A 19,985-nucleotide genomic window follows, 5' to 3' on the forward strand; every position below is an offset into this window, starting at 1 on the left:
GCACGCCGCCGCTATGGCATGGGGGGCGGGATGAGCAAGCGCGTCGTCCCGACATCCAAAGCACCGGTCCCGAAACCGGAGCCGCAACGCGGCGGCCGCGCGCGAAGCGTGGCCGAACTGCTGCCCGATGTCGGTCGTGCCGCGTTTCGCCAATTCGGCTTCGTCCAGAGCGCGGTCGTCAGCCGCTGGGCGGAGATCGTCGGGCCAAGGTATGCAGGCGTGTCGGCCCCCGAATCGATCCGATTCCCGCAAGGGAAACGATCCGAGGGCACGCTGAACCTCGTCGTGCGCGGCGCGCACGGCACGATGATGCAGCATATCGCGCCGGAGATCATCGAACGGGTCAACCGCTTCTTCGGATATGAAGCGATCTGCAAGGTACAGATGCGGCAGGGCGACGTGCCCGCGCCACGCCCGCGCGCCGCGCCGCCGTCGCTGAAACCCGTCCCGCTCGATCTCGGCGCGAGCCTGAGGACGATCGCCGATCCCGAATTGAAGGCCGTGCTGGAGGCGCTGGCCGCCGGTGTCGCCGCCACGCGCGGCGCACCCATCATTGGAACCCCCGAAGAATGAAACGATCCATTTTCGCCGCCGTGCTGGTCCCCGTTCTGGCCTCCGCTGTCGTCAGCGCCGCGCCGGCCCCGCGCGACTGGACGAAGACGGTCACACGTACCGCGGACGGCGCCTATGTCGTCGGCAACCCCGCCGCGCGCGTGAAACTGACCGAATATCTGAGCTATAGCTGCTCGCACTGCGCCGAATATTCGGAACAGGCCACGCCGACGCTGCGCGACAAATTCATTCGGTCCGGGTCGACCCGGGTCGAGATGCGGCATGCGACGCGCGACGACCTGGATCTCGCCGCGACGGTGATCGCGCGGTGCACCGGCCCGGTGGGCTTCGCATCGACGACGGAGGATATCTTCGCCAAACAGGATGCGTGGCTGTCGCGCGGCATGTCGTTCCGACAGACCAACGGGTCGCGGATCGGCCTGTACCCGACCAACGCCAAGCTGCGTGCGCTGGCCGACGGATCGGGCCTGACGGATATCGGCCGCGCCCACGGGCTGAGCGACGGTGCGATCACCGCGTGCTTCAACGATACGAAGAGCCTGATGCAATTGGCGGTGATGAGCGACGGATCGTGGAAAGCGATTTCCGCCGCGTCGCCCCCGGCATGGCGGGCACGCCGACCTTTGCGGTCAACGGCAAGTTCCATCCCTCGCTCAACTGGGTGGGGCTCGAAAAAGTGCTCCGCGCGGCCGGCGCGAAATGAAATCCTCCAGGAGTGTGAAGTCGATGAAGTTCCGTATCCTTACCGCCGCCCTGCCCCTGATCGCCCTCGCCGCCTGCGGTGATGCCGGCGGTCCGGGCAATTCGACCACCGCCGCCGCATCGGTCGCGGCAGCCCCCGCCCCCGCCGGGCAGGACTGGACGCAGACCGTCGCGCAAACCGACCAGGGCGGGTTCGTCATGGGCAATCCTAACGCACCGCTGAAGCTGGTCGAATACGGATCGCGTCTGTGCCCGACCTGCGGCGCATTCGCCGCTGCGGGGATGAAGCCGCTGACCGATACGTATGTGAAGAGCGGCAAGGTGAGCTACGAATTCCGCGAATATCTGGTCCACGGCGCGCCCGATTTCGCCCCCGCCCTGCTCGGCCGCTGCGTCGGCACCGCCGCCTTCTTCCCCGTGCTGGAGGCGATGATGACGGCGCAATCGACCATCCTGCCCAAGATGGAGGATGCGCAGGCATTCCAGGCGACGTTGCAGGGCAAGCCGCCCGAAGTGTTCGCCACCGCCTGGGCCGAGAAGCTCGGCTATATCGATTTCGTCAAGCAGCGCGGCCTGCCCGAAGCCAAGGCGCGCGCGTGCCTGAGCGACAAGGCGGAGATCGACAAGATGGTGAAGTTCATGGACGTCGGCACGCAGAAGGGCGTCAGCGGCACGCCGAGCTTCTTCCTGAACGACGAACCGTTGCAGGGTGCCGTCAGTTGGGAACAGGTCGAGCAGCGCCTGAAGGCCGCCGGGGCCTGATCCCCGGCTGATCCGGGGGAGCCGCCAGTCCGTGCAGATCAAGCGGCTCCGTCTGTCGGGCTTCAAGAGTTTCGTCGACGCAGCGGACCTGCGCATCGAACCGGGCCTGACGGGGATCGTCGGGCCCAACGGATGCGGCAAATCCAATCTGCTGGAGGCGCTGCGCTGGACGATGGGTGAGACGTCCGCGCGTTCGTTGCGCGGCGCGGGGATGGAAGACGTGATCTTCGCGGGCACCGCCACCCGCCCCGCGCGCGAATTCGCCGAAGTCTCGATGCTGATCGAGCGCGCGCCCGCGGACGACGGGTCGGTCGAGGAAACCGAAATCGTCCGGCGGATCGAACGCGGTGCAGGTTCTGCCTACCGGATCGACGGGCGCGACGTGCGGGCGAAGGACGTCGCCCTGCTGTTCGCGGATGCCGCGACCGGCGCGCATTCCCCCGCTTTGGTCAGTCAGGGACGGATTAGCGCGGTCATCGCCGCCAAGCCGGCCGAACGCCGCGCGATGCTGGAGGAAGCGGCCGGGATTGCGGGGCTGCATGTCCGGCGCAAGGATGCCGAGCAGAAATTGCGCGCGACCGAAGCCAATCTGCTGCGGCTCGACGAGGTTATCGCCGATCAGGACGCGCGTGCCGCCGCGCTGAAACGGCAGGCGCGCCAGGCCGAACGCTATCGTGCGCTGTCGGACCAGATCCGCATCGCAGAGGCGCGGATGATCTTCGCGCGCTGGCGGGATGCGGCGGCGGCGGCCGACCTGGCCAAGGCGGAAGCGGCAGAAGCCGAGCGGCGCGTGGCGGAAGCGGCGGAACGGCAGCGCGCCGCCGCCGCCTATCAGCAACAGGCGACCGATCGCCTTGCCTCCGCGCGTGCAACCGCGCTGGCCGCGCGGGACGCGGCGAGCGATGCGGGGCATCGACTGGCCGCGCTGCGGACCGAACTGGCCGGGGCCGAGCGCCGGCTGCACGAACTGGCGGAGAGCGCGAAACGCCTTGCCGATGACCGCGACCGCGAAGGCGCGCTGGCGCACGATGCTGCGGAAGCACTCGCTCGGTTGGCGGAGGACGCCAAGGCGCTGGATGCGCGGATCGCGGCGGCGGCGGCACGGATGCCGGGGATGGACGCGGCGCTGGCCGAGGCGGAACGCGCCGGTCGCGACGCCGACGTCGCGCTGGCACAGGCGCTGGCCGAGCAGGCGAGCGAAGCGGCGGAGGCGCGGGTGGCCGACGCCGCACTGGCCGCTGCCCGCGTGCGGATCGAGCGGGCCGAGCGCGATCTGACGCGCGTTACTGCGGAAGCCAACGCGATCGGGACGGCCGAACCGCTGGAAGCGGAACGCGCGAGGGCGGCGGAGGTCCGCGAACGGGCGCTGACCGATGCCGCGGAGGCGCGGACCGCTCTGGCCGAGGCCGAAGCAGAGGAACGGACGGCGCGAGGAAATCGCGACGCGGCGCAATCCGCCCGGTCCGCCGCGCATGCCGAACTGGCTGCGTTGAACAGCGAGGCGGCGGCGCTGGCCAAGGCGACGCAGGTGTCCGGACGCGGGCGCGTTCTGGACGCTTTGCACCCCGAACCGGGCTATGAGCGCGCGCTGGCGGCGGCGCTGGGCGATGATCTGGAGGCGGGGCTGGATCCTGCGGCGGAGCGGTTCTGGGGTGGCGCCGATCCGTCGTCCGGCGACCCCGTGCCGCCGCCGGGCACCGAGCGGTTGGCCGATCATGTCGCCGCGCCGCCCGCGCTTGGACGGCGTCTGGCGCAGGTGCTGGTGGCAGAGGCGGACGAGGGCCAGCCGCTCGCGGTCGGCCAGCGGCTGGTGACCAAGGCCGGGCTGTTGCGGCGCTGGGACGGGTATGTCGCGAAATCGGGTGGCGCGGCGGCGGCGGAGCGGCTCGTCCGCCTTAATCGCCTGCGCACCCTGGAGGCGGCGCGACCGGCCGCCGCCGCCGCGGTGGAGACCGCCGACGCCGCACTGGCCGGGATCGACCGAACGATCGCGGAGGCGCGGACCGGCGCGTTCGAGGCGCGCACCGCGCTGCAACAGGCAGAGAACCGTGCCCGCGACGCGACCCGCGCCGAAGATCGCGCCGGTGCGGCACTGGAACGGATCGCGACGCAGCGCGCGGACATCGACACGCGGCGAGATCGCGTCGTCGGGGACCTGCGAGAGGCTGAGGCCGATGCGGAGATCGCCGCCGCGGCACGCGCTGCTTTGCCCGATGGCAGCGCGACGCGGGACCGTGTCGCGCGCCTGACCGCCGAGGCCGAAGCGCGCCGCGCTGCCGTCGCCATCGCGCGCGCCGATCGCGCCACGCTGGACCGCGCGCTGGCGCAGGATCGCGATCGGCTGGCGAGCGGGACCGGCGAGGCCAAGGGCTGGCGCGCGCGGGCGGGTGAAGCCGCACGACGGATCGCGGACATGGACAAGCGCGCGGCGGACCTCGCTCGCGAGACCGCGACGCTGGCGGACACGCCCGCCGCGATCGCTGGCGAGATCGCGACGCTGGATACCGCGCATCAGGCGGCGCGTGCCGAAGCGGAAGCGGCGCAGGGCGCAGAGCGTGAGGCCGAGCGCGTTCTCCGCGAAACCGAGGGCGTTGCCCGGCTGGCGGCGGAAGCGCTGTCGGAAGCGCGCGAGATCCGCGCCGGCGCGGTCGCCCGGACGGAGAATCAGGAATTGCGCCGCATCGAAATGGGGCGGCTGTCCGGCGAACGGTTCGAGTGCCCCGCCCCCGTCCTGCCGGAACGCGTCGGGTTCGATGCGCAGAGCGTGCGCAGCCCACAGGACGAATCCGCGGCGCACGAACGCCTGTCGGTCGATCGCGAACGGATCGGCCCGGTCAATCTGGTCGCGGAAAGCGAATTGGCGGAATTGCTGGGCGCGAGCAGCGGCAATGCCGCCGAGCGCGAGGAACTGGGGCTTGCGGTGAACCGGCTGCGCGGATCGATCGGTACGCTCAATCGTGAGGGGCGGCAGCGGTTGCTGGCGGCGTTCGAGGCGGTCAACGACCATTTCCGGCGGCTGTTCACGACGCTGTTCAACGGCGGCCAGGCGCATCTGGAGCTGATCGATTCGGACGATCCGCTGGAAGCGGGGCTGGAGATCATGGCGCAACCGCCGGGCAAGCGGCTGCAATCGCTTACCCTGTTGTCGGGCGGGGAACAGGCGCTGACCGCGGTCGCACTGATCTTCGGCCTGTTCCTGACCAACCCCGCGCCGATCTGCGTGCTGGACGAGGTCGATGCGCCGCTGGACGATGCGAATATCGAACGGTTCTGCGGATTGCTGGACGCGATGACGCGCGAGACGAAGACACGCTATCTGATCGTCACGCACAATGCGGTGACGATGAGCCGCATGCATCGGCTGTTCGGCGTCACGATGATCGAACAGGGGGTCAGCCGGCTCGTCTCGGTCGATCTGGGCGGCGCGGAGAGCTTGCTGGCGGCGGAGTGATGCGGGGCTATAAGCATCGGCAATGAGCGCGATTTTCGGCATCATCAGGTTTGACGGCAGGGAAGCCGACGCCAGGATCGTGGCGCGCATGGCGGCGACGATGCGGCACCGGACGCCGGACGGTACCGACATCGCTCCGCTCGGCCCCGTCTGTATCGGCTATGGCAAGATGCGCGTTCACCGCGAGGACATGTTCGATGCACAGCCGCTGAGCGACGATCGTGGCGACGTGACTTTGGTCGTGGAGGGCCGTCTCGACAATCGCGAGGATCTGGCGGAGGCGCTGGAGATCGCGCCGGCGATGCTCCGCGACATGCCGGACAGCGCGCTCGTCCTTGCCGCCTATCGACGCTGGGGCGAGGAATGTGCCGGTCATCTGCTTGGCGATTTCGCTTTCGCGGTGTGGGACCGGCGCGCACGCCGACTGGTGCTGGCGCGCGACCATATGGGCCAGCGTCACCTTTTCTTCCATCGCGGCGCGGATTTCCTGGCTTTCGCTTCCGAGATCAAGGCCTTGTGGGCCATCCCCGAGGTGCCGCGCGAGATGGACGACGATGCCGTTCTGCGGCGCATGCTGGTGATCCGCGATGCGGATGCGGCGCCGACGCTGTTCAAGGAGATCGATGGTCTGGCCGGTGGCGAGCGGATGACCGTCGCTCTGGACGGGCAGGTGAATCGGACCCGCTACTGGGTGCCCGAGGCGTTGTCGGACCATGTCGGGCGTGACGAGGCATATTACGTATCCGCCTATCGCCGCGTGCTTAGCGAAGCGGTCGCGTGCCGGGTCCGGCGGCTCGACCGGCGTCCGGCGCTGCACATGAGCGGCGGCTTCGACAGCAGCGCGATCGCCGGTCTCGCGGGGCCAGTACTGACGGAACATGGGCGCACGATCCTGGGCATCGCATCGGTCATGCCGGAGGCGCGGCGCGGGGAATTCAAGCACGATGCCCGAACGATGGTGGAACATTGCGCACGCCATATGCCGCATCTGGACGTCCGGTTCCTGACGCGCGAGGGGATCGAGCCGTTCGGCGGGCTGGATCAGGCGATCCCGCTGCTGGATGGGCCGCCATCCACGATCCATTACGTCTATCAGGAGGCGGCACGCATCGCGGCGGCCGAGGGTGTCCGGCTGCTGATGGACGGACACGGCGGCGACTATACGCTGAACCCGCGGGACCCCGGCGCGCTTGCCCGTCTGCTTCAACGCGGCGACCTTCGCGCTTATGTGCGGGAGCTTCGCGCGGAGCGGAGGCGGTACGGAACGACGCTGCCCCGCGCGATCGTCTCGCATGTCCGGCTCGCGGTCCAACCTGTGGTTCAGCGGATCAAGGCGTTGACGGGGCGGCGAACCAGGCGGCTTCGGCTGGACCGGTTCGTGCGCGCCGATGCGCTTGACGACGCGATCGACCGGAACGTCCTTGTGGAGGGCGATATCGGCATGGACGCCGGGCTGGCGGTCGAAAGACAGAAACTGCTCGCCAATACCATCGCGCGGGTGAGCGCACGGATCCCCGATTCGGCGATCAATATGGCGGCGTGGGTCGAGGGGCTCGCGATGACCCGGCCGTTCCACGACAAAAGGGTTGTCGAACTGGCGCTGGCGGTTCCGGAAGCGCTGTATTTCAAGGATGGGCGGAACCGCTATCTTGCGAGAACGGCACTGGCCGACGTCTATCCCCCGAATTCCAGGACCGGGGCTTCCACAACGACCTGCGCGTGCCCGAAATCGCGGAGGCGAGTTCCGCCGCCGCGTCCCAGCTTGTCGCGCGCGCAAGGAACCTGCCGGACGAGATGGTCGATCGCGACGCCATCGCCGAAGCGCTTCGATCGGACCGGGATTGGGGAGAGAAAAAGAGTGCGGCACTGATCGTGCTGATGATTGCCGATTATCGGCGGTGGTTCAGCGGCCGCAATTCGGCGTGATGTCGCGGATGTGGTTCGAAACCCCGTCTCAGCTGCCGATATCGTCGGTGGTTTCTTCGCCCAGGCCGACCGACATTGGTCCCTTCGAGTGCTTGACGATCGATGCCGTGATGACGGCGGGTGTCACCCATATCCTACGAGGGACGGCCTCTACGGCCTGCGTGTCCATGTCGGTCATTTACGATCTTCCAACCAGCGATATTCTGCGAAGGCCAGATGCGCACGGAATGCTTAAGGGCGGGTAACCAAACGAGTTTTTAGCGGGTGGGAGGGCGCCCGATGGCTCAGCCCCACCGACATAAAGTCGTGATGAGCGCCGGAAAAAACCAAGGAATCGAACATCATCGGTCGACTCTTCACAAATAAGAACATATAGCGAACCGATGGCGCAACTCGACGTTCAGCAGAAACTGGAGATTTTGGCGGACGCCGCGAAATATGACGCGTCATGTTCGTCATCGGGCACGTCGAAACGAAATTCCCGTGACGGCAAGGGCGTGGGATCGACGGATGGCGGGATGGGCATCTGTCACGCTTATGCGCCCGACGGCCGATGTATCTCGCTGTTGAAGATTCTGCTGACCAACAGCTGCATTTTCGACTGTCACTATTGCATCAACCGGAAATCGAGCAATGTCCGGCGCGCGCGCTTCACGGCCGAGGAGGTCGTGCGGCTGACCCTATCCTTCTACAAGCGCAATTATATCGAGGGCCTGTTCCTATCGTCCGGCATCATCCGTTCGTCCAACTATACGATGGAGCAGATCGTCGAGGTCGCGCGAAGCCTGCGCGAGGATCACCATTTTCGCGGGTACATCCATCTGAAGACCATTCCCGACGCCGATCCCGAACTGGTGCATCAGGCGGGGCTGTATGCCGACCGCGTGTCGATCAACGTCGAACTGCCGACCGCATCCGGACTGAAGCGGCTTGCGCCCGAAAAGTCGGATGTCCGGATTGCGAGCGCGATGGGCGAGATGAAGACCGCGATCGTCGATACCGCGGACGCCAGCAAGCGCTACAAATCCGCGCCCAAGTTCGCACCCGCGGGCCAGTCGACCCAGATGATCGTCGGCGCCGATGCCGCGACGGACGGCGATATCGTGCGCAAGGCGTCGACGCTGTACGACCGGTTCGGGATGCGGCGCGTCTATTATTCCGCGTTTTCGCCGATCCCCGATGCCAGCGCGATCCTGCCGTTGCAGCGCCCGCCGCTGATGCGCGAACATCGATTGTACCAGTCGGACTGGCTGATCCGCTTCTACGATTATTCGACCGCCGATGTCGTCGCGGCGGCGGACGATGCGACCGGCATGCTCCCTCTCGATATCGATCCGAAGCTCGCCTGGGCGCTGAAGTTCCGCGGATCGTTCCCGGTCGATGTGAACCGCGCACCGCGCGAGATGCTGTTGCGCGTGCCGGGGCTTGGCGTGAAGGCGGTCGACAACATTTTGACGGCGCGTCGCTGGCGCAAGCTGCATCTGGCGGATGTCGCCCGTCTTACCGCGTCGATCACCAAGGTTCGCCCGTTCCTGATCGCGGAGGACTGGCGTCCCGTAGCGCTCAGCGACCGGGCCGACCTGACCAGCGTCGTCATGGCGAAACCCAAGCCGAAGCAGATGGAACTGTTCGGGTGAAGACCGTCCGTCTCGCGGAGCCGGACGATTTTGACGGCTGGCGCGATGCGGCACGCGCGCTGGCGGTGGACGACGTACCGCCGGGCGACGTGATCTGGCAGGTCGGCGACGCGGCCGAAGACCTGTTCGCAGGTTCCGGGCAGACGCTTCCCGCCCCGCCCGCCGATCGCCTTTCCGTTCCCCGCGCCTTTGTGACCCTCGCGCGCAAGGCCGTCCTGCATCGCACGCCGGAACGCTTTTCGTTGCTCTACACGGCGCTCACCCGGCTTCGCACGCAACCTCGCCTGATGGACGACGCCGCCGATCCACTCGTCCGTCGGCTGGAGGGTCTGGCGCAGGAGGTGCGGCGCGATATCCACAAGATGCGCGCGTTCGTCCGGTTCCGGGAAGTGGATGAGGAGGGCACGCCCCGTTTCGTCGCATGGTTCGAGCCCGATCACCATATCGTCCGCGCCAATGCAGCGTTCTTCATCGATCGATCTCGCATCGATGCACTGGTCGATCCTGACGCCGGATCTGTCGATCCACTGGGATGGTGCGCGGCTGGAACAGGGGCCGGGTGCGGTCAAGAGCGACGCCCCCGGCGGCGATCCGATCGAGGATGTGTGGAAGACCTATTACGCCTCCATCTTCAATCCAGCCCGGCTGAAAGTCGGCGCGATGTTGAAGGAGATGCCGCGTAAATATTGGAAAAACATGCCGGAAACGGCGTTGGTATCCGAACTGATCGCAGGCGCGCGCGCGCGGGAGAGCGGAATGATCGACGTCGCACGATCGCAGGTCGGCGGAAATATCGAGGCGGCCTTGGCGGCGCTTCGCGACGAGGCGGCCGGCTGCACGCGCTGCCCGCTGTATCAGGATGCGACGCAGACGGTGTTCGGCGAAGGCCCCGTCGATGCCCGCATGATGTTCGTCGGCGAGCAGCCGGGCGATCAGGAGGATCTTGCCGGACGCCCGTTCGTCGGCCCCGCGGGACAGGTGTTCGACCGCGCGATCGCCGAGGCCGGAATCGATCGGGCGCGGGTCTACGTCACCAATGCGGTCAAGCATTTCAAGTTCGAACAGCGCGGTAAAAGACGCATCCATTCGAAGCCCGGCGCGGGGGAGATCACCGCGTGCCGCTGGTGGATCGATCAGGAACGCGCGCTGATCAAGCCGCAGGTCACCGTGGCACTCGGCGCGACCGCGGCGCGGAGCCTGCTTGGGCGGGTCGTGACGATCGGCAAGGAGCGTGGGCGAGCGCTGGAACTGCCCGATGGCGGCGGGGAAGCGTGGATCACCGTGCACCCCAGCTTTTTGCTGCGGTTACCGGACGAGGTTGCAAAAGCGGAGGAATATGCGCGGTTCGTGGAGGATTTGCGCACCGCCGCCGCGCGTGTTCCCGCCTGATCGGAACGCCTTTCACCGCTCGGGCGGCTGGTCCCCTTCTCCGCCGAAATCGCGCGTCACTTCCCAGTGGTGATCTTCCTCCACCACGGACGAGACCTTCCGCCCCGCCGCATCAGTGCCGGGGCGATAGCGAAACCGCTTTTCGATCAGCGCGCAGGTCACGGCGTCGATCTCGGCAGTGCCGCTCGACCGCGTAACGCGACAGTCCTGCGCGCGGCCCTTCGGCGTCACGGTGTAGCGCACCCATACCGTTCCACCGATACCGGCCCGCGCCGCCGCCTTGGGATAGTCTCGGTCGTAGATGCGGCCGGATATCTGTTCGGCGAACGTCCCTTGTCCACGGCTGCCCTGCCCGTTTCCGAAGCCGCCGCTCCCCGTGCCTTCGCCTTGTCCGCCGCCGCCCGTGCCGGGGCCCTCCACCGGCGCGGCGCCGGACGCGGCCTGAGCGCCGATACCGGCGACCGGTGCGGCAAGGATCGGCGGCGGAATCGGCGGCGGTGCGACGGGCGGCGCGACGATTTCGCTCGGTTTGGCCTCGCGATTTGCGGGGGCGGCGGCGCCGGTCTTGCGGGGATCGCGAGCCGCTTTCCTTTTGGCCGGTGCGGAGGGCGGCGGAGGTTCCGGCGGCGCCAGGTCGAAGATCGTGAGCGGATCGCTGACCTGCCGGATGAGATCGGGCGCGAACCCCACGACCAGCGCATAACCGATGACGACGTGCAGGGTCGCCACCGCCACACCGGCGAGAAGACGGTCCCGCGGGTCGCGGCCCGCGCCGTAGGATGCATCAGGCTGGCCCACGGATCAGCCCCTATCGGGACGCGCATGAACGCGCGCTGGCAATTGGGGCTTCCCTTCGCGGCGCGCATCGCGCATCGCACGGCCCCATGATCGAGCACATCCTGGGCATCCTTGCCGGCTTCACCATCTGGGTCATCTCCAGCGGAGGGTATCTCGGGATCGCGATCCTGATGGCGATCGAATCCGCCTGTATCCCGCTGCCATCCGAAATCATCATGCCGTTTGCCGGCTATCTCGTCTCGACCGGTCACTTCGATCTGTATCTGGCCGCGACGGCGGGGGCGCTGGGTTGCAACCTGGGGTCGATCCCGGCCTATGAGCTCGGCAAGCGTGGCGGTCGCCCGATGATCGAACGCTGGGGCCGCTACGTGCTGATCGGCCCGGGCGAACTCGACATGGCAGACCGTTTCTTCGCGCGGTTCGGAAATTCGGCGATCCTGATCGGCCGGTTGCTGCCGGTGATCCGGTCGTTCATCGCCTTCCCCGCCGGGGTGGCGAAGATGAAGCTGCTGCCGTTCCACATTTATACGTTCGTCGGGTCTTGGCCGTGGTGCTTCGGCCTCGCCTGGGTGGGCATGAAGCTGGGCGACAAATGGAACAGCGATCCGCGCGTGAAAGCGGCCTTCCACAGCGCCGACGCGATCATCGCCGTCGTGCTGGTCGCAGCCGTGGGTTTCTACATCTGGCACCGCGTACGGGGCTTGAAGCGCCGCTGATAGCGAGGCGGCCGGTGGTTCGCCCTTCGCGGCCTAGCCCGCCCGAAGCCTTGCCGCCGCCGCCCGCGTACGCGCTTCCCGACCGGGCGCTGCCCTGGCCGCCATCGCCTCGTACCGCGCGAGGGTCGCCGCATCGGCACGGGCCGGCGATCCGCTGTCGAAGGGCGGTGCGGGGTCGTATTCCAGACTGAGCTGCACCAGCCGAGCATGCGCCTCTCCCCGGATCGCGGCCATCAGCGTGAAGGCGAAATCGATCCCCGCCGTCACGCCGCCGCCGGTCGCGCGATTGCGATCGATCACCACGCGTTCCTTGACGGGGATGGCCCCGAATTCCGACAACAGGTGATGCTGCGCCCAGTGCGACGTCGCGCGATACCCCGTCAGCAGTCCGGCCGCGCCAAGCAGGATCGATCCGGTACAGACGCTGGTGATCCACTGCGCCCCCGGTGCCACGCGGGCGACCCAGGCCATCGTCGCATCGTCCTCGATCGCGTCGTTCACCCCGAACCCGCCGGGGATGCACAGGATATCGGGCTGGACCGCATCGGCGAACGTCGCGGTCGGCAGCAGGGCGAAACCGGCGTCGGTCATCACCGGATCGGCCGTCTTGGCGACGAGATCGACGGTCGCATTGCCCAGCCGCGACAGCACTTGTGCCGGGCCGGTCAAATCGAGTTGCGTGACGTCCGGGAACAGCAGGAACGCGATGCGGATCGGGGAAAGCTCGGTCATGGGGGCGCTCCAATCGATGGCGACATGGGTGCCCAGGCGAACGGCGTCTCTTCGGTCTGCGCTCCCCTGTGGTGTCCCACGTCTCGCCAGTTACGCGACCGCCGCCAGACTATCGCGCCGCGCGTCGTCCGACAAGTCGGCGCCGCGCCATGTCAACCAGGCGAGCGGCAGCGCGACGACGAGATATAAGGCCAGGCCGAACCCGGTCTTCCATCCCCACCAGTCGCTCGGCACGGTGCGGATATCCAGTTCCAGAAAGTGTTTCAGGATCGGATCCCACAGGGGAAAGGCGATATAGTCCGGTGCGGTGATTTCCGCGGCGGCGATCGCGAGATTGATGAAGGCGCTGACCGCCAGCAGCGCGCCAATCCACCGCCGCGCGGTCCGACCGCTGACGGCCCATAATGGCCCCAGCCCGAGCGCGAGGAATGCCATTGCCGGCATGGCGTGGCGGGGGCCGGTAGAGTAGCCGCCGTTCCAGTAGAAATACGAGGCGTTGTACAGCAGCATGACGATCGCCAGCGCCAACGCCATGATGCCGAGGTCGCGGGTGTCGGGCGTGCGGATCATCCGCGCAAGGCCGAAGGGCGCGAGGATCAGGATCGGCGCTACGAAGATCAGCCCGCGCTGCGGACCCGCGATCAACTGGAACAGGATGTCGAGCCGGGGATAGGTCAGGCCGAACAGCCCCTGGTTCATCCCGTCGAAGCCGACCACGCCCTGATATCCGATCCGCAACCACTGCCCGAACGCGATCTGGTTATAGACCAGCATCGGGCTGAGCAGCACGAGACCGGCGAGGACCGTGATCCCCGCGAGCCGCAACCTTTCCGGCGCGGCCAGCGTGCGTGTCCGCCATATCGCCCATAGTCCGATCACGCTGGCGGGGAATATCGCGGTCAGTTCGATCAGCAGCGCCAGGCCAAGCGTCGCGCCGACCATGACCGGATAGCGCAGGCGGGCCGTTTCCCGTGCGCCGGACGTGCCGCGCCACACCGCCCAGGTCGCGATCATCAGCAAGGCCCCGACCGGCGCATGGCCGAACAATGTCGTCGACCATCCCCAGGCCGGTGTCGCCATCGCATAGGTGAGGGCCGCGACGAGCCCGGCCTTCGCGCTGCCGGTGATCCCGGTCGCCATGTCGAGCAGCAGGACGGCGGCCAGTGCGATCAGGATCGCGCTCGTCGTCGCGATCGTCAGCAACTGGCGCAGGCGGAGGTAATCGCCGAACGCCGGATCGCGCAGGCCGTATCGGAAGCCGTCCGACCTCTGCCCAGTCACTGGATCGGCCAGCCAGACGGAGGGCATCGCGAGCAGCGTCATCCCGGGCATCTTGTCGGTGTAGATATGGCCGTTGAACTCGGCCTTATCGATCGTCAGCGTCTCGAATTCGTCGATCGTCGCATCGCCGCGTTCGACGAGCGATATGGCCGCGAACAGGCGCGTCGCGCTGTTCGGATTGCCTTCATACGATCCGAACCAGATGCAGGAGAACCAGACGAGAAGGAACAATCCGATCGCCACGCCATGCGGCCCGCGCGCCTGTTGCGGCTGCATCATCGGATCAACCGAGCAGCCATTGGCCGAGCATCCGGTGGAACGGGAAGGTGAAGAAGCCGGCGACCAGCAGTGCGCCGATCACCATGCCGCGGACCGATTTCCGGTGGCGCGGGATGTTGTGCGTGCGCGCGCTCCACCAGATGATCGGCACCTGGATCAGCGTCCAGGCGGAGATGATGTGGATGACGCTGAACCCGCCGGGATTGGTCAGCCGGATCGCGAAGGAAATCAGGGCAGTGGCGATCAGAGCGACGACCCAGATCGTTCCCAGCACGCGGTGCGGCCGATCGCCCCGACGGCGCAACAGCATCGTCGGTGTCAACGCCAACGCGACGATGATCGTGACAAGATGCGCCCAGACTGGCGCCGGCACGATCGCCCATTCGGCATGGCCACGGGCTAGCGCGACGACGACCGCCAATAGAAGCAATCCCGATCCGATCGCCAGCACGCGCTCCGTCATATCGGGCGCGAGCGACTGGACAGGCTTCGGTTTCGATAGATCCGCGATACTGGCCATGATGTCCCCCCAACGGCCCGTCTATACGAACGATCGGGTTTGGAGCCAGTGGCTTGTTTCCATCCGACTTGCGTCGGATCGCCACGCGATCAGGGCAGCGAATCCTCCATCTGCTTCTGATCCGCCGCCTTCTTCTTGTTCTCGGAACGCGCGCGGTTCGCATTCTGGATGAAGCAGCCGCTTGCGCCGCCCGGCCCGACTGTAGAACAGCTTCCGATCCCGACCGCACCGACGGTGTCGTTCGACTTGGCCTTCACGGCCCAGGCTTCGTTTTCCGGAGTCACTTCCAGTTCGCGCAACTCCTTGGGGATGCGGAACTGTTCGTTGGCGCTGCGACGGACACAGACGACGATCTCGTCGCCTGCCTGCGTGGTCGGGCATTTCTGGTTGCCGTAGATGACCAGCACGCCATTTTGCGGAGCATTTTGCGCTGCGGCGGGCATGACCAAGGCGGCAGACGCGGCGGTGGCGATACCGGCGATAAGGGTCAACTTCATGGCATCTGCTCCTGTTCGCGTGCCGGCGGCCCATCCGGCGATGATCGTCTTCATATACGCTTCGCCGTCGCAATTGCGAACCGGCAGCCCATTCGGATCACCGCGCTGAGCACCGGATAGCCGACCGCCTGTTCGGCACCCGCGGCGAGCGCCGTCTCGCGATGCTCGACCTCTTCCGCCTGGAAATCGAGGATCGCGGCGCTCAGTTCGGGGTCGCCGTCCTTCAATTCGGTCAACTGGTCTTCGTAATGCTTGTCGATTTCGGTCTCGACTGCGACGGTGCAGGCCATTGCCGCCGCCGGGCTGATCGCCGCGGTCGCCGCACCCAGCGCGAAACCCGCCACGTCCCAGATCGGCTGCAGGATCGTCGGGCGGACGCCGCGCCGCGCGATCATCGCATCGAAGAACGCGCGGTGGCGCTCCTCCTGGATCGCCATGCCCGCAATCTGCCGCGCGGCAGGGCTACGGTCGCCCAGCACCGCCAATTGCCCTGCATAGATGCGGGTCGCACCGAATTCGCCCGCCTGATCGACGCGGATCATCGCATCGGTATCGCGTTTCGCATCGCCCGGTTTCCAACGGTTCATACCCGGCGTCCCTTCAGAAAATACAGGATCGCCACCGCTCCGCCGAGCGACAGGATCGCGTTGAACCCCGCCAGCGATATGCCCATGAACGACCATTGCGGCACGTCACACCGTACGATCGGCGCGTTCATGATCCGCGCGAGCATTTCCTCGGGCGTCCCGCCGCTGCCCCCGACGTTCGATGTGCAGGCGGTGAAACCTTCCCACCAGTGATATTCCACACCGGCATGCATCACGCCGATCACCCCGCTGACCGCGATGGCGATCGCGGCAAGCAGCACCAGCGCACGCTTCGCGTTCATGCCCGGCACGACGAAAGCGAGCGCGGCCAGCATCAGCGCGGCATAATGCGGCCAGCGCTGCCAGTGGCACATCTCGCACGGCACCAGATGGCCGATCAATTGCGACCCCCAAGCGCCCGCCAGCAACGCAGCCGGCAGCAGCAACGCGATCGCACGCGCGGTCCCGAAGCGGTCGCGATTCACGAGCGCGCCTTGCCCTTCGACGCCGCAGCCGGCCCGGTCCCGAGCCGCGCGAGCGTCCGCAGCGCATAATCGAGTTGGAAGTCCTCGATCCCCTTGGCCTTCAGCTGATCGGGCGTCGCGGTGAAGCGCGGATCGTCCTTGGTATCCTCCATCAGCGCCTTGTCGTCCGCCTTGACCTCGTTGATCAGGTGACGGCGCAGATCGTCCTCGCGGAACACGGGCCGCGTCTTGTAGTCGGGGTCGCTGATCTGCGGCACCTTGATATCGGGCTCGATCCCGCCTTCCTGCACGGATCGGCCGGACGGCGTGTAATAGCGCGACGTCGTCAGGCGCAGCGCGGTGTTGCCGCCCAGATCCAGCACGGTCTGCACGGAACCCTTGCCGAACGACCGCACGCCCATCACCAGCGCGCGGTGCTGATCCTGCAACGCGCCCGCGACGATTTCCGAAGCGGAAGCCGAACCGGAATTTACCAGCACGATCGTCGGCAGCCCGCGCGACGGATCGCCGGGCTTGGCGTAGAAACGCTCGATATCGTTCTTCTCGCGGCCACGTTCGGACACGATCTCGCCGAAGTTCAAGAAGGAATCGGCGACGTCGATCGCCTCGTCGCGAAGCCCGCCGCCATTGTCGCGCAGATCGACGATCCAGCCGATCGGTGCATGGCCCAACTGCTTCTGCACGCCAGCCATGCCTGCCCGCACCGCGGCGCCCGTATCCTGCGAGAATGTGTTGATGTTCAGGATGCCGATCCCGTTCTTCACTTCCCACTTCACTGGTCGCTGCACGATCCGTTCGCGCACCAGCGCCACGTCCATCGGCTTGTCGCGACCCGGACGGATGATCGTCAGCGCGACCTTCGTGCCCGGCGGCCCGCGCATCTGCGAGATCGCTTCGTCCAACGTCAGGCCGTAGATCAGCTTGCCGTCGATATGCGTGATGTAGTCGCCGGATTTCAGCCCCGCGCGATAACCCGGCGTATCTTCCTGCGGGGAGATGATCTTGACCGCGCCGTCCTCCGCCGTGACGGTCAGGCCGAGCCCGCCATAGCTGCCCATCGTCTGGATTTTGAGGTTGTCGTAATCCAGCCCGCTTTCATACGCGCTGTGCGGGTCGAGCGCGGCGAGCATGCCGTCGATCGCGCCCTTGATAAGGACCTTGTCCTCGACCTTGTCGACATAGGTCGCCTTCACCCGGGCGAACACGTCCATGAACTGGTCGAGTTCGTTATAGGCGTTGGAATCGACCGCCGCCATCGCAGCGGTACCGGCGGGGACGACCGCAAGCGCGAGGGCGATCGCGCTGGCCTGGAGAAACGGACGAGCCATAGAAACGAGTGTCTCTTCGAACAGGGGAAACAGGTGTGCCGTGACCCTAGCGGGTTATTCGGTGCGGATCAAAGCGGCTTCCGACTGAACGGGAGGTGAGCGGCGACATTCTTGTCCTCGTTTCTGGACGGGAGTGGTCGAGATAAGTCGGCATTCGGCTGCTATAGCCCTCCATCGATAGCAACCCACCCCCGGCCCCTCCCTTTCAGGGAGGGGAGAAGAGAGGTCAGCCGACCAATGGGGTCATGTCGATCGCGCGTCCGCGGCGGCGCAATTCGACCGTGATGCGTGCATCGTCGCTATCCACCGCGCGTCCGATCGGCTGCCCCTGCTCGATGCGCTGCCCGACCCGCGCCGATATCAGCCCCAAACCGGATATTAGCGACGTCCAACCGTCCCCGTGATGGAGGATGACGATCGTGCCATAGCCCCGGAAGGGCGCGGCATAGGCGACCCGGCCGGCGGCAGGCGCGACGACGGTAGAGCCGCGTGCCGTTGCGATCGTCACCCCGCGCGAGCGAACGCCGGCCTCCGACACTTCGCCTAGGCCGACCACCACCCTTCCCATCGCCGGCAAGCGGTATGGCGGCGCAGCGTGTGACCAGGATGTCGTGTCGACCGGCGACGCGACCTCGCCGGGCCGTAACGGACGCGGCAGCGGGCCGGGCAAGGACGCCAGACTGTCGCGTATGCCCGCCTGATCGCCCATCCGGTCCATCAGATCGACGATATCGCGCGCGCGCTCCCCCAGTGCGATCGCGCGGTCCGATCTGAACAATGCGGTCCGGCCAAGCGATTGCGATCGCAAGCGATGCTCCGCCTCCAGTCTGGTGAGCGCGAGCCGTTGCGTCTCCATCCGCTGGCGTGCCTCGCCGAGTGCGCGCGTGGCGGTGGCGGCGTCGGCCTGCAACTGCCGCGTACGGGCCAGATCAGCGCGGACACCGCGCGTGCGATCGCGGATCACGGGCAGCGTGCTGGCGAGGACCGCACGAACATGAACGATATCCTGAAGCGATCCGGGGCGGACGACGCTCAGCATCGCCGGCCGTCGCGCCAGCGCCTGCAACGCGGCGACCAGACGCACGATCGGCCCCTGCTGCTCATCCAGCCGCGCGCGTTGTCGGCGCATCATCCGCGCGATGATGTCGATACGCGCTTGTCCCGCCGCGATATCGGCCTCGGCCTGCTGGATGCGCGCCGCGACCGCAGCTTCCTGCTGGCGCGCCTTCGCCGCCTGATCCAGTTCGCCCGACGCCTTCCTGTCGAGCGCGGCGGATCGCGCGGCGGCGGCGGCGGACTGCGCCTTCGCATCGGCCAGCCGCTTACGCTGGTCCTGTGCCGGCGCCGACACCGCGATACCGGCACCCGCGAACATGAGTACCGCGATCCAGACCATTCGCGCGTTCATGCGCTAACCTTCGCGATGATAAGGATGATTGGCAAGGATGCTGGCGGCGCGCCACAATTGCTCGGCAAGCATCGCGCGGGCGAGCATGTGCGGCCAGGTCGCGCGTCCGAACGACAGCAACAGGTCCGCGCCCGCGCGGTCCGCGTCGTCGAATCCGTCGGCCGCCCCGATCATGAACCGCGTCTCGCGCACGCCGTCGTCGCGCCAGCGGCCGAGTTTATCGGCAAACGCCCTGGACGGCATCACCTCGCCCAGTTCGTCGAGCATGACGATCCGGGTCTGCGGATCGACCGGCGGCACCTTACCGCCCGTGTCCGGCAGCTCGGTGATCTTCGTCGGCCAGGTCACGCGCTTCAGATAGCGCGCGACCAGATCAGCCTCCGGGCTCCGCCCGATCCGCCCCCGCGCGACGATATGCAGCAGCACCCGGCTAGATCCGGTGCGCCAGATTATTTCGCACCGGCCGGGTCAGTCGTCCGAGTCGTCGGACGTGTCGAACTCGGCGAAGTCGGGATGCAGCGCAGGCTTGGCTGCCGGTTCCGGCGCGTCGCCGAACGCCCACATCCGCTCCAGATTGTAGAAGCTGCGCACTTCCGGGCGGAACAGATGCACGATCACATCCCCCGCATCGATCAGCACCCAATCGGCCGTGGGCAAACCTTCGATCCGCGTCTGGCGGCCGAGTTCGCCCTTGATCTTTTCCTGCAGTTTCTGCGCCATGCTGGCGACCTGCCGGGTCGAACGACCGCTGGCGATGATCATGAAGTCGGCGATGCTCGATTTGCCGGCCAGCGGGATCGATACCGTCTCGACGGCCTGATCGTCGTCGAGGCTCGCCATGATCAGCGCGTGGAGCGCGGCCACTTCCTCGGGATCGGTCGCGCGGATGACGGGGGAAGTAGAGGCCAAGACAG

The 19,985-nt window shown here is 67.0% G+C and carries 19 protein-coding genes, 1 pseudogene and 1 riboswitch; of the genes and pseudogenes, 8 read left to right on the forward strand and 12 right to left on the reverse strand.

Going from position 1 to position 19,985, the window contains the following annotated elements; all coding sequences use genetic code 11:
• The first annotated feature begins 18 nt into the window (after positions 1-18).
• The 5 genes from H5J25_RS14195 to H5J25_RS14215 are packed head-to-tail and all read left to right on the forward strand — an operon-like array spanning position 19 to position 7,358.
• Positions 19-573, forward strand: coding sequence for a DUF721 domain-containing protein (locus H5J25_RS14195; protein WP_202092039.1), 555 nt, complete (start codon positions 19-21; stop codon positions 571-573).
• Entirely contained in the window at positions 570-1,358 is a 789-nt protein-coding gene (locus tag H5J25_RS14200) for a thioredoxin domain-containing protein (RefSeq protein WP_202092041.1), read from the forward strand. The genes H5J25_RS14195 and H5J25_RS14200 overlap by 4 nt, the downstream gene beginning before the upstream one ends.
• Positions 1,300-2,037: a DsbA family protein gene (locus tag H5J25_RS14205; protein WP_202092043.1), complete on the forward strand. Its 738-nt coding sequence runs from the start codon at positions 1,300-1,302 to the stop codon at positions 2,035-2,037. Before H5J25_RS14200 ends, H5J25_RS14205 begins: the two co-directional genes overlap by 59 nt.
• Before the next feature lie 31 nt (positions 2,038-2,068).
• Positions 2,069-5,488 carry a chromosome segregation SMC family protein gene (locus H5J25_RS14210; RefSeq protein ID WP_202092045.1) on the forward strand — a complete coding sequence of 1,140 codons (3,420 nt, stop codon included), beginning with the start codon at positions 2,069-2,071 and terminating at the stop codon, positions 5,486-5,488.
• A gap of 22 nt (positions 5,489-5,510) precedes the next feature.
• The gene (locus H5J25_RS14215; protein WP_202092047.1) at positions 5,511-7,358 is read left to right on the forward strand and encodes an asparagine synthase-related protein; all 1,848 of its coding nucleotides are present in this window, start codon (positions 5,511-5,513) and stop codon (positions 7,356-7,358) included.
• An 84-nt stretch (positions 7,359-7,442) separates the two neighbouring features.
• Here H5J25_RS14215 and H5J25_RS14220 read toward each other — a convergent pair whose 3' ends face one another.
• Positions 7,443-7,592: a hypothetical protein gene (locus H5J25_RS14220; protein ID WP_202092049.1), complete on the reverse strand. Its 150-nt coding sequence runs from the start codon at positions 7,590-7,592 to the stop codon at positions 7,443-7,445.
• Positions 7,593-7,797: 205 nt separating this feature from the next.
• On the opposite strand from H5J25_RS14220, the gene H5J25_RS14225 reads away from it, so the two are divergent.
• Together H5J25_RS14225 and H5J25_RS14230 are read left to right on the forward strand one after the other, a co-directional pair.
• Positions 7,798-9,051, forward strand: coding sequence for a putative DNA modification/repair radical SAM protein (locus H5J25_RS14225; protein WP_202092051.1), 1,254 nt, complete (start codon positions 7,798-7,800; stop codon positions 9,049-9,051).
• Positions 9,048-10,440: pseudogene (locus H5J25_RS14230) on the forward strand (UdgX family uracil-DNA binding protein). The gene H5J25_RS14225 and the pseudogene H5J25_RS14230 overlap by 4 nt, the downstream one beginning before the upstream one ends.
• A 12-nt stretch (positions 10,441-10,452) precedes the next feature.
• On the opposite strand, the gene H5J25_RS14235 reads toward H5J25_RS14230, so the two are convergent.
• Entirely contained in the window at positions 10,453-11,238 is a 786-nt protein-coding gene (locus H5J25_RS14235) for an energy transducer TonB (RefSeq protein ID WP_225883132.1), read from the reverse strand.
• An 86-nt stretch (positions 11,239-11,324) separates the two neighbouring features.
• Here H5J25_RS14235 and H5J25_RS14240 point away from each other — a divergent pair, with 86 nt between their 5' ends.
• Positions 11,325-11,954 (forward strand): DedA family protein, encoded by a 630-nt coding sequence (locus tag H5J25_RS14240; protein WP_202092053.1) that lies wholly within the window; start codon positions 11,325-11,327, stop codon positions 11,952-11,954.
• Between the two features lie 33 nt (positions 11,955-11,987).
• On the opposite strand, the gene H5J25_RS14245 is transcribed toward H5J25_RS14240, so the two are convergent.
• From H5J25_RS14245 to rsfS, 10 genes are all read right to left on the reverse strand, one after another.
• Positions 11,988-12,686 carry a DJ-1/PfpI family protein gene (locus tag H5J25_RS14245; protein ID WP_202092055.1) on the reverse strand — a complete coding sequence of 233 codons (699 nt, stop codon included), beginning with the start codon at positions 12,684-12,686 and terminating at the stop codon, positions 11,988-11,990.
• Between the two features lie 23 nt (positions 12,687-12,709).
• A riboswitch (ZMP/ZTP riboswitch) is annotated at positions 12,710-12,790 on the reverse strand.
• Complete coding sequence (locus H5J25_RS14250; protein ID WP_225883133.1) at positions 12,777-14,243, reverse strand: hypothetical protein; 1,467 nt, start codon at positions 14,241-14,243, stop codon at positions 12,777-12,779. (Overlaps the previous riboswitch by 14 nt.)
• A 7-nt stretch (positions 14,244-14,250) precedes the next feature.
• A complete protein-coding gene (locus tag H5J25_RS14255; protein ID WP_202092059.1) occupies positions 14,251-14,766 on the reverse strand; it encodes a DUF2306 domain-containing protein in 516 nt (171 codons plus the stop codon).
• Between the two features lie 89 nt (positions 14,767-14,855).
• Positions 14,856-15,263 (reverse strand): hypothetical protein, encoded by a 408-nt coding sequence (locus tag H5J25_RS14260; RefSeq protein WP_202092061.1) that lies wholly within the window; start codon positions 15,261-15,263, stop codon positions 14,856-14,858.
• Positions 15,264-15,313: 50 nt separating this feature from the next.
• On the reverse strand, positions 15,314-15,850 hold the full coding sequence (locus H5J25_RS14265; protein ID WP_202092063.1) for a demethoxyubiquinone hydroxylase family protein: 537 nt from the start codon (positions 15,848-15,850) through the stop codon (positions 15,314-15,316).
• Positions 15,847-16,335 (reverse strand): disulfide bond formation protein B, encoded by a 489-nt coding sequence (locus H5J25_RS14270; protein WP_202092065.1) that lies wholly within the window; start codon positions 16,333-16,335, stop codon positions 15,847-15,849. Before H5J25_RS14270 ends, H5J25_RS14265 begins: the two co-directional genes overlap by 4 nt.
• Positions 16,332-17,663, reverse strand: coding sequence for a S41 family peptidase (locus H5J25_RS14275; RefSeq protein WP_202092066.1), 1,332 nt, complete (start codon positions 17,661-17,663; stop codon positions 16,332-16,334). Before H5J25_RS14275 ends, H5J25_RS14270 begins: the two co-directional genes overlap by 4 nt.
• Before the next feature lie 226 nt (positions 17,664-17,889).
• Positions 17,890-19,071 carry a murein hydrolase activator EnvC family protein gene (locus tag H5J25_RS14280; RefSeq protein ID WP_202092068.1) on the reverse strand — a complete coding sequence of 394 codons (1,182 nt, stop codon included), beginning with the start codon at positions 19,069-19,071 and terminating at the stop codon, positions 17,890-17,892.
• 3 nt (positions 19,072-19,074) lie between these two features.
• The gene (locus tag H5J25_RS14285; protein WP_202092069.1) at positions 19,075-19,497 is read right to left on the reverse strand and encodes a 23S rRNA (pseudouridine(1915)-N(3))-methyltransferase RlmH; all 423 of its coding nucleotides are present in this window, start codon (positions 19,495-19,497) and stop codon (positions 19,075-19,077) included.
• A 42-nt stretch (positions 19,498-19,539) separates the two neighbouring features.
• Positions 19,540-19,911: a ribosome silencing factor gene (gene rsfS / locus H5J25_RS14290; RefSeq protein ID WP_202096389.1), complete on the reverse strand. Its 372-nt coding sequence runs from the start codon at positions 19,909-19,911 to the stop codon at positions 19,540-19,542.
• Positions 19,912-19,985: the final 74 nt, after the last annotated feature.

It is taken from the genome of Sphingomonas aliaeris (genome assembly GCF_016743815.1).
In the GTDB taxonomy this organism is placed as follows: Bacteria; Pseudomonadota; Alphaproteobacteria; order Sphingomonadales; family Sphingomonadaceae; genus Sphingomonas; species Sphingomonas aliaeris.

Excerpts from the sequence above, each read along its gene's own strand:
- H5J25_RS14205 (WP_202092043.1), top strand. The coding sequence starts at position 1,300 with ATGAAGTTCCGTATCCTTACCGCCGCCCTGCCCCTGATCGCCCTCGCC.
- H5J25_RS14255 (WP_202092059.1), bottom strand. The coding sequence starts at position 14,766 with ATGGCCAGTATCGCGGATCTATCGAAACCGAAGCCTGTCCAGTCGCTC.
- H5J25_RS14260 (WP_202092061.1), bottom strand. The coding sequence starts at position 15,263 with ATGAAGTTGACCCTTATCGCCGGTATCGCCACCGCCGCGTCTGCCGCC.
- H5J25_RS14265 (WP_202092063.1), bottom strand. The coding sequence starts at position 15,850 with ATGAACCGTTGGAAACCGGGCGATGCGAAACGCGATACCGATGCGATG.
- H5J25_RS14200 (WP_202092041.1), top strand. The coding sequence starts at position 570 with ATGAAACGATCCATTTTCGCCGCCGTGCTGGTCCCCGTTCTGGCCTCC.
- H5J25_RS14240 (WP_202092053.1), top strand. The coding sequence starts at position 11,325 with ATGATCGAGCACATCCTGGGCATCCTTGCCGGCTTCACCATCTGGGTC.
- H5J25_RS14275 (WP_202092066.1), bottom strand. The coding sequence starts at position 17,663 with ATGGCTCGTCCGTTTCTCCAGGCCAGCGCGATCGCCCTCGCGCTTGCG.
- H5J25_RS14215 (WP_202092047.1), top strand. The coding sequence starts at position 5,511 with ATGAGCGCGATTTTCGGCATCATCAGGTTTGACGGCAGGGAAGCCGAC.
- H5J25_RS14280 (WP_202092068.1), bottom strand. The coding sequence starts at position 19,071 with ATGAACGCGCGAATGGTCTGGATCGCGGTACTCATGTTCGCGGGTGCC.
- H5J25_RS14245 (WP_202092055.1), bottom strand. The coding sequence starts at position 12,686 with ATGACCGAGCTTTCCCCGATCCGCATCGCGTTCCTGCTGTTCCCGGAC.
- H5J25_RS14225 (WP_202092051.1), top strand. The coding sequence starts at position 7,798 with ATGGCGCAACTCGACGTTCAGCAGAAACTGGAGATTTTGGCGGACGCC.
- H5J25_RS14250 (WP_225883133.1), bottom strand. The coding sequence starts at position 14,243 with ATGCAGCCGCAACAGGCGCGCGGGCCGCATGGCGTGGCGATCGGATTG.
- rsfS (WP_202096389.1), bottom strand. The coding sequence starts at position 19,911 with ATGGCGAGCCTCGACGACGATCAGGCCGTCGAGACGGTATCGATCCCG.
- H5J25_RS14220 (WP_202092049.1), bottom strand. The coding sequence starts at position 7,592 with ATGACCGACATGGACACGCAGGCCGTAGAGGCCGTCCCTCGTAGGATA.
- H5J25_RS14195 (WP_202092039.1), top strand. The coding sequence starts at position 19 with ATGGGGGGCGGGATGAGCAAGCGCGTCGTCCCGACATCCAAAGCACCG.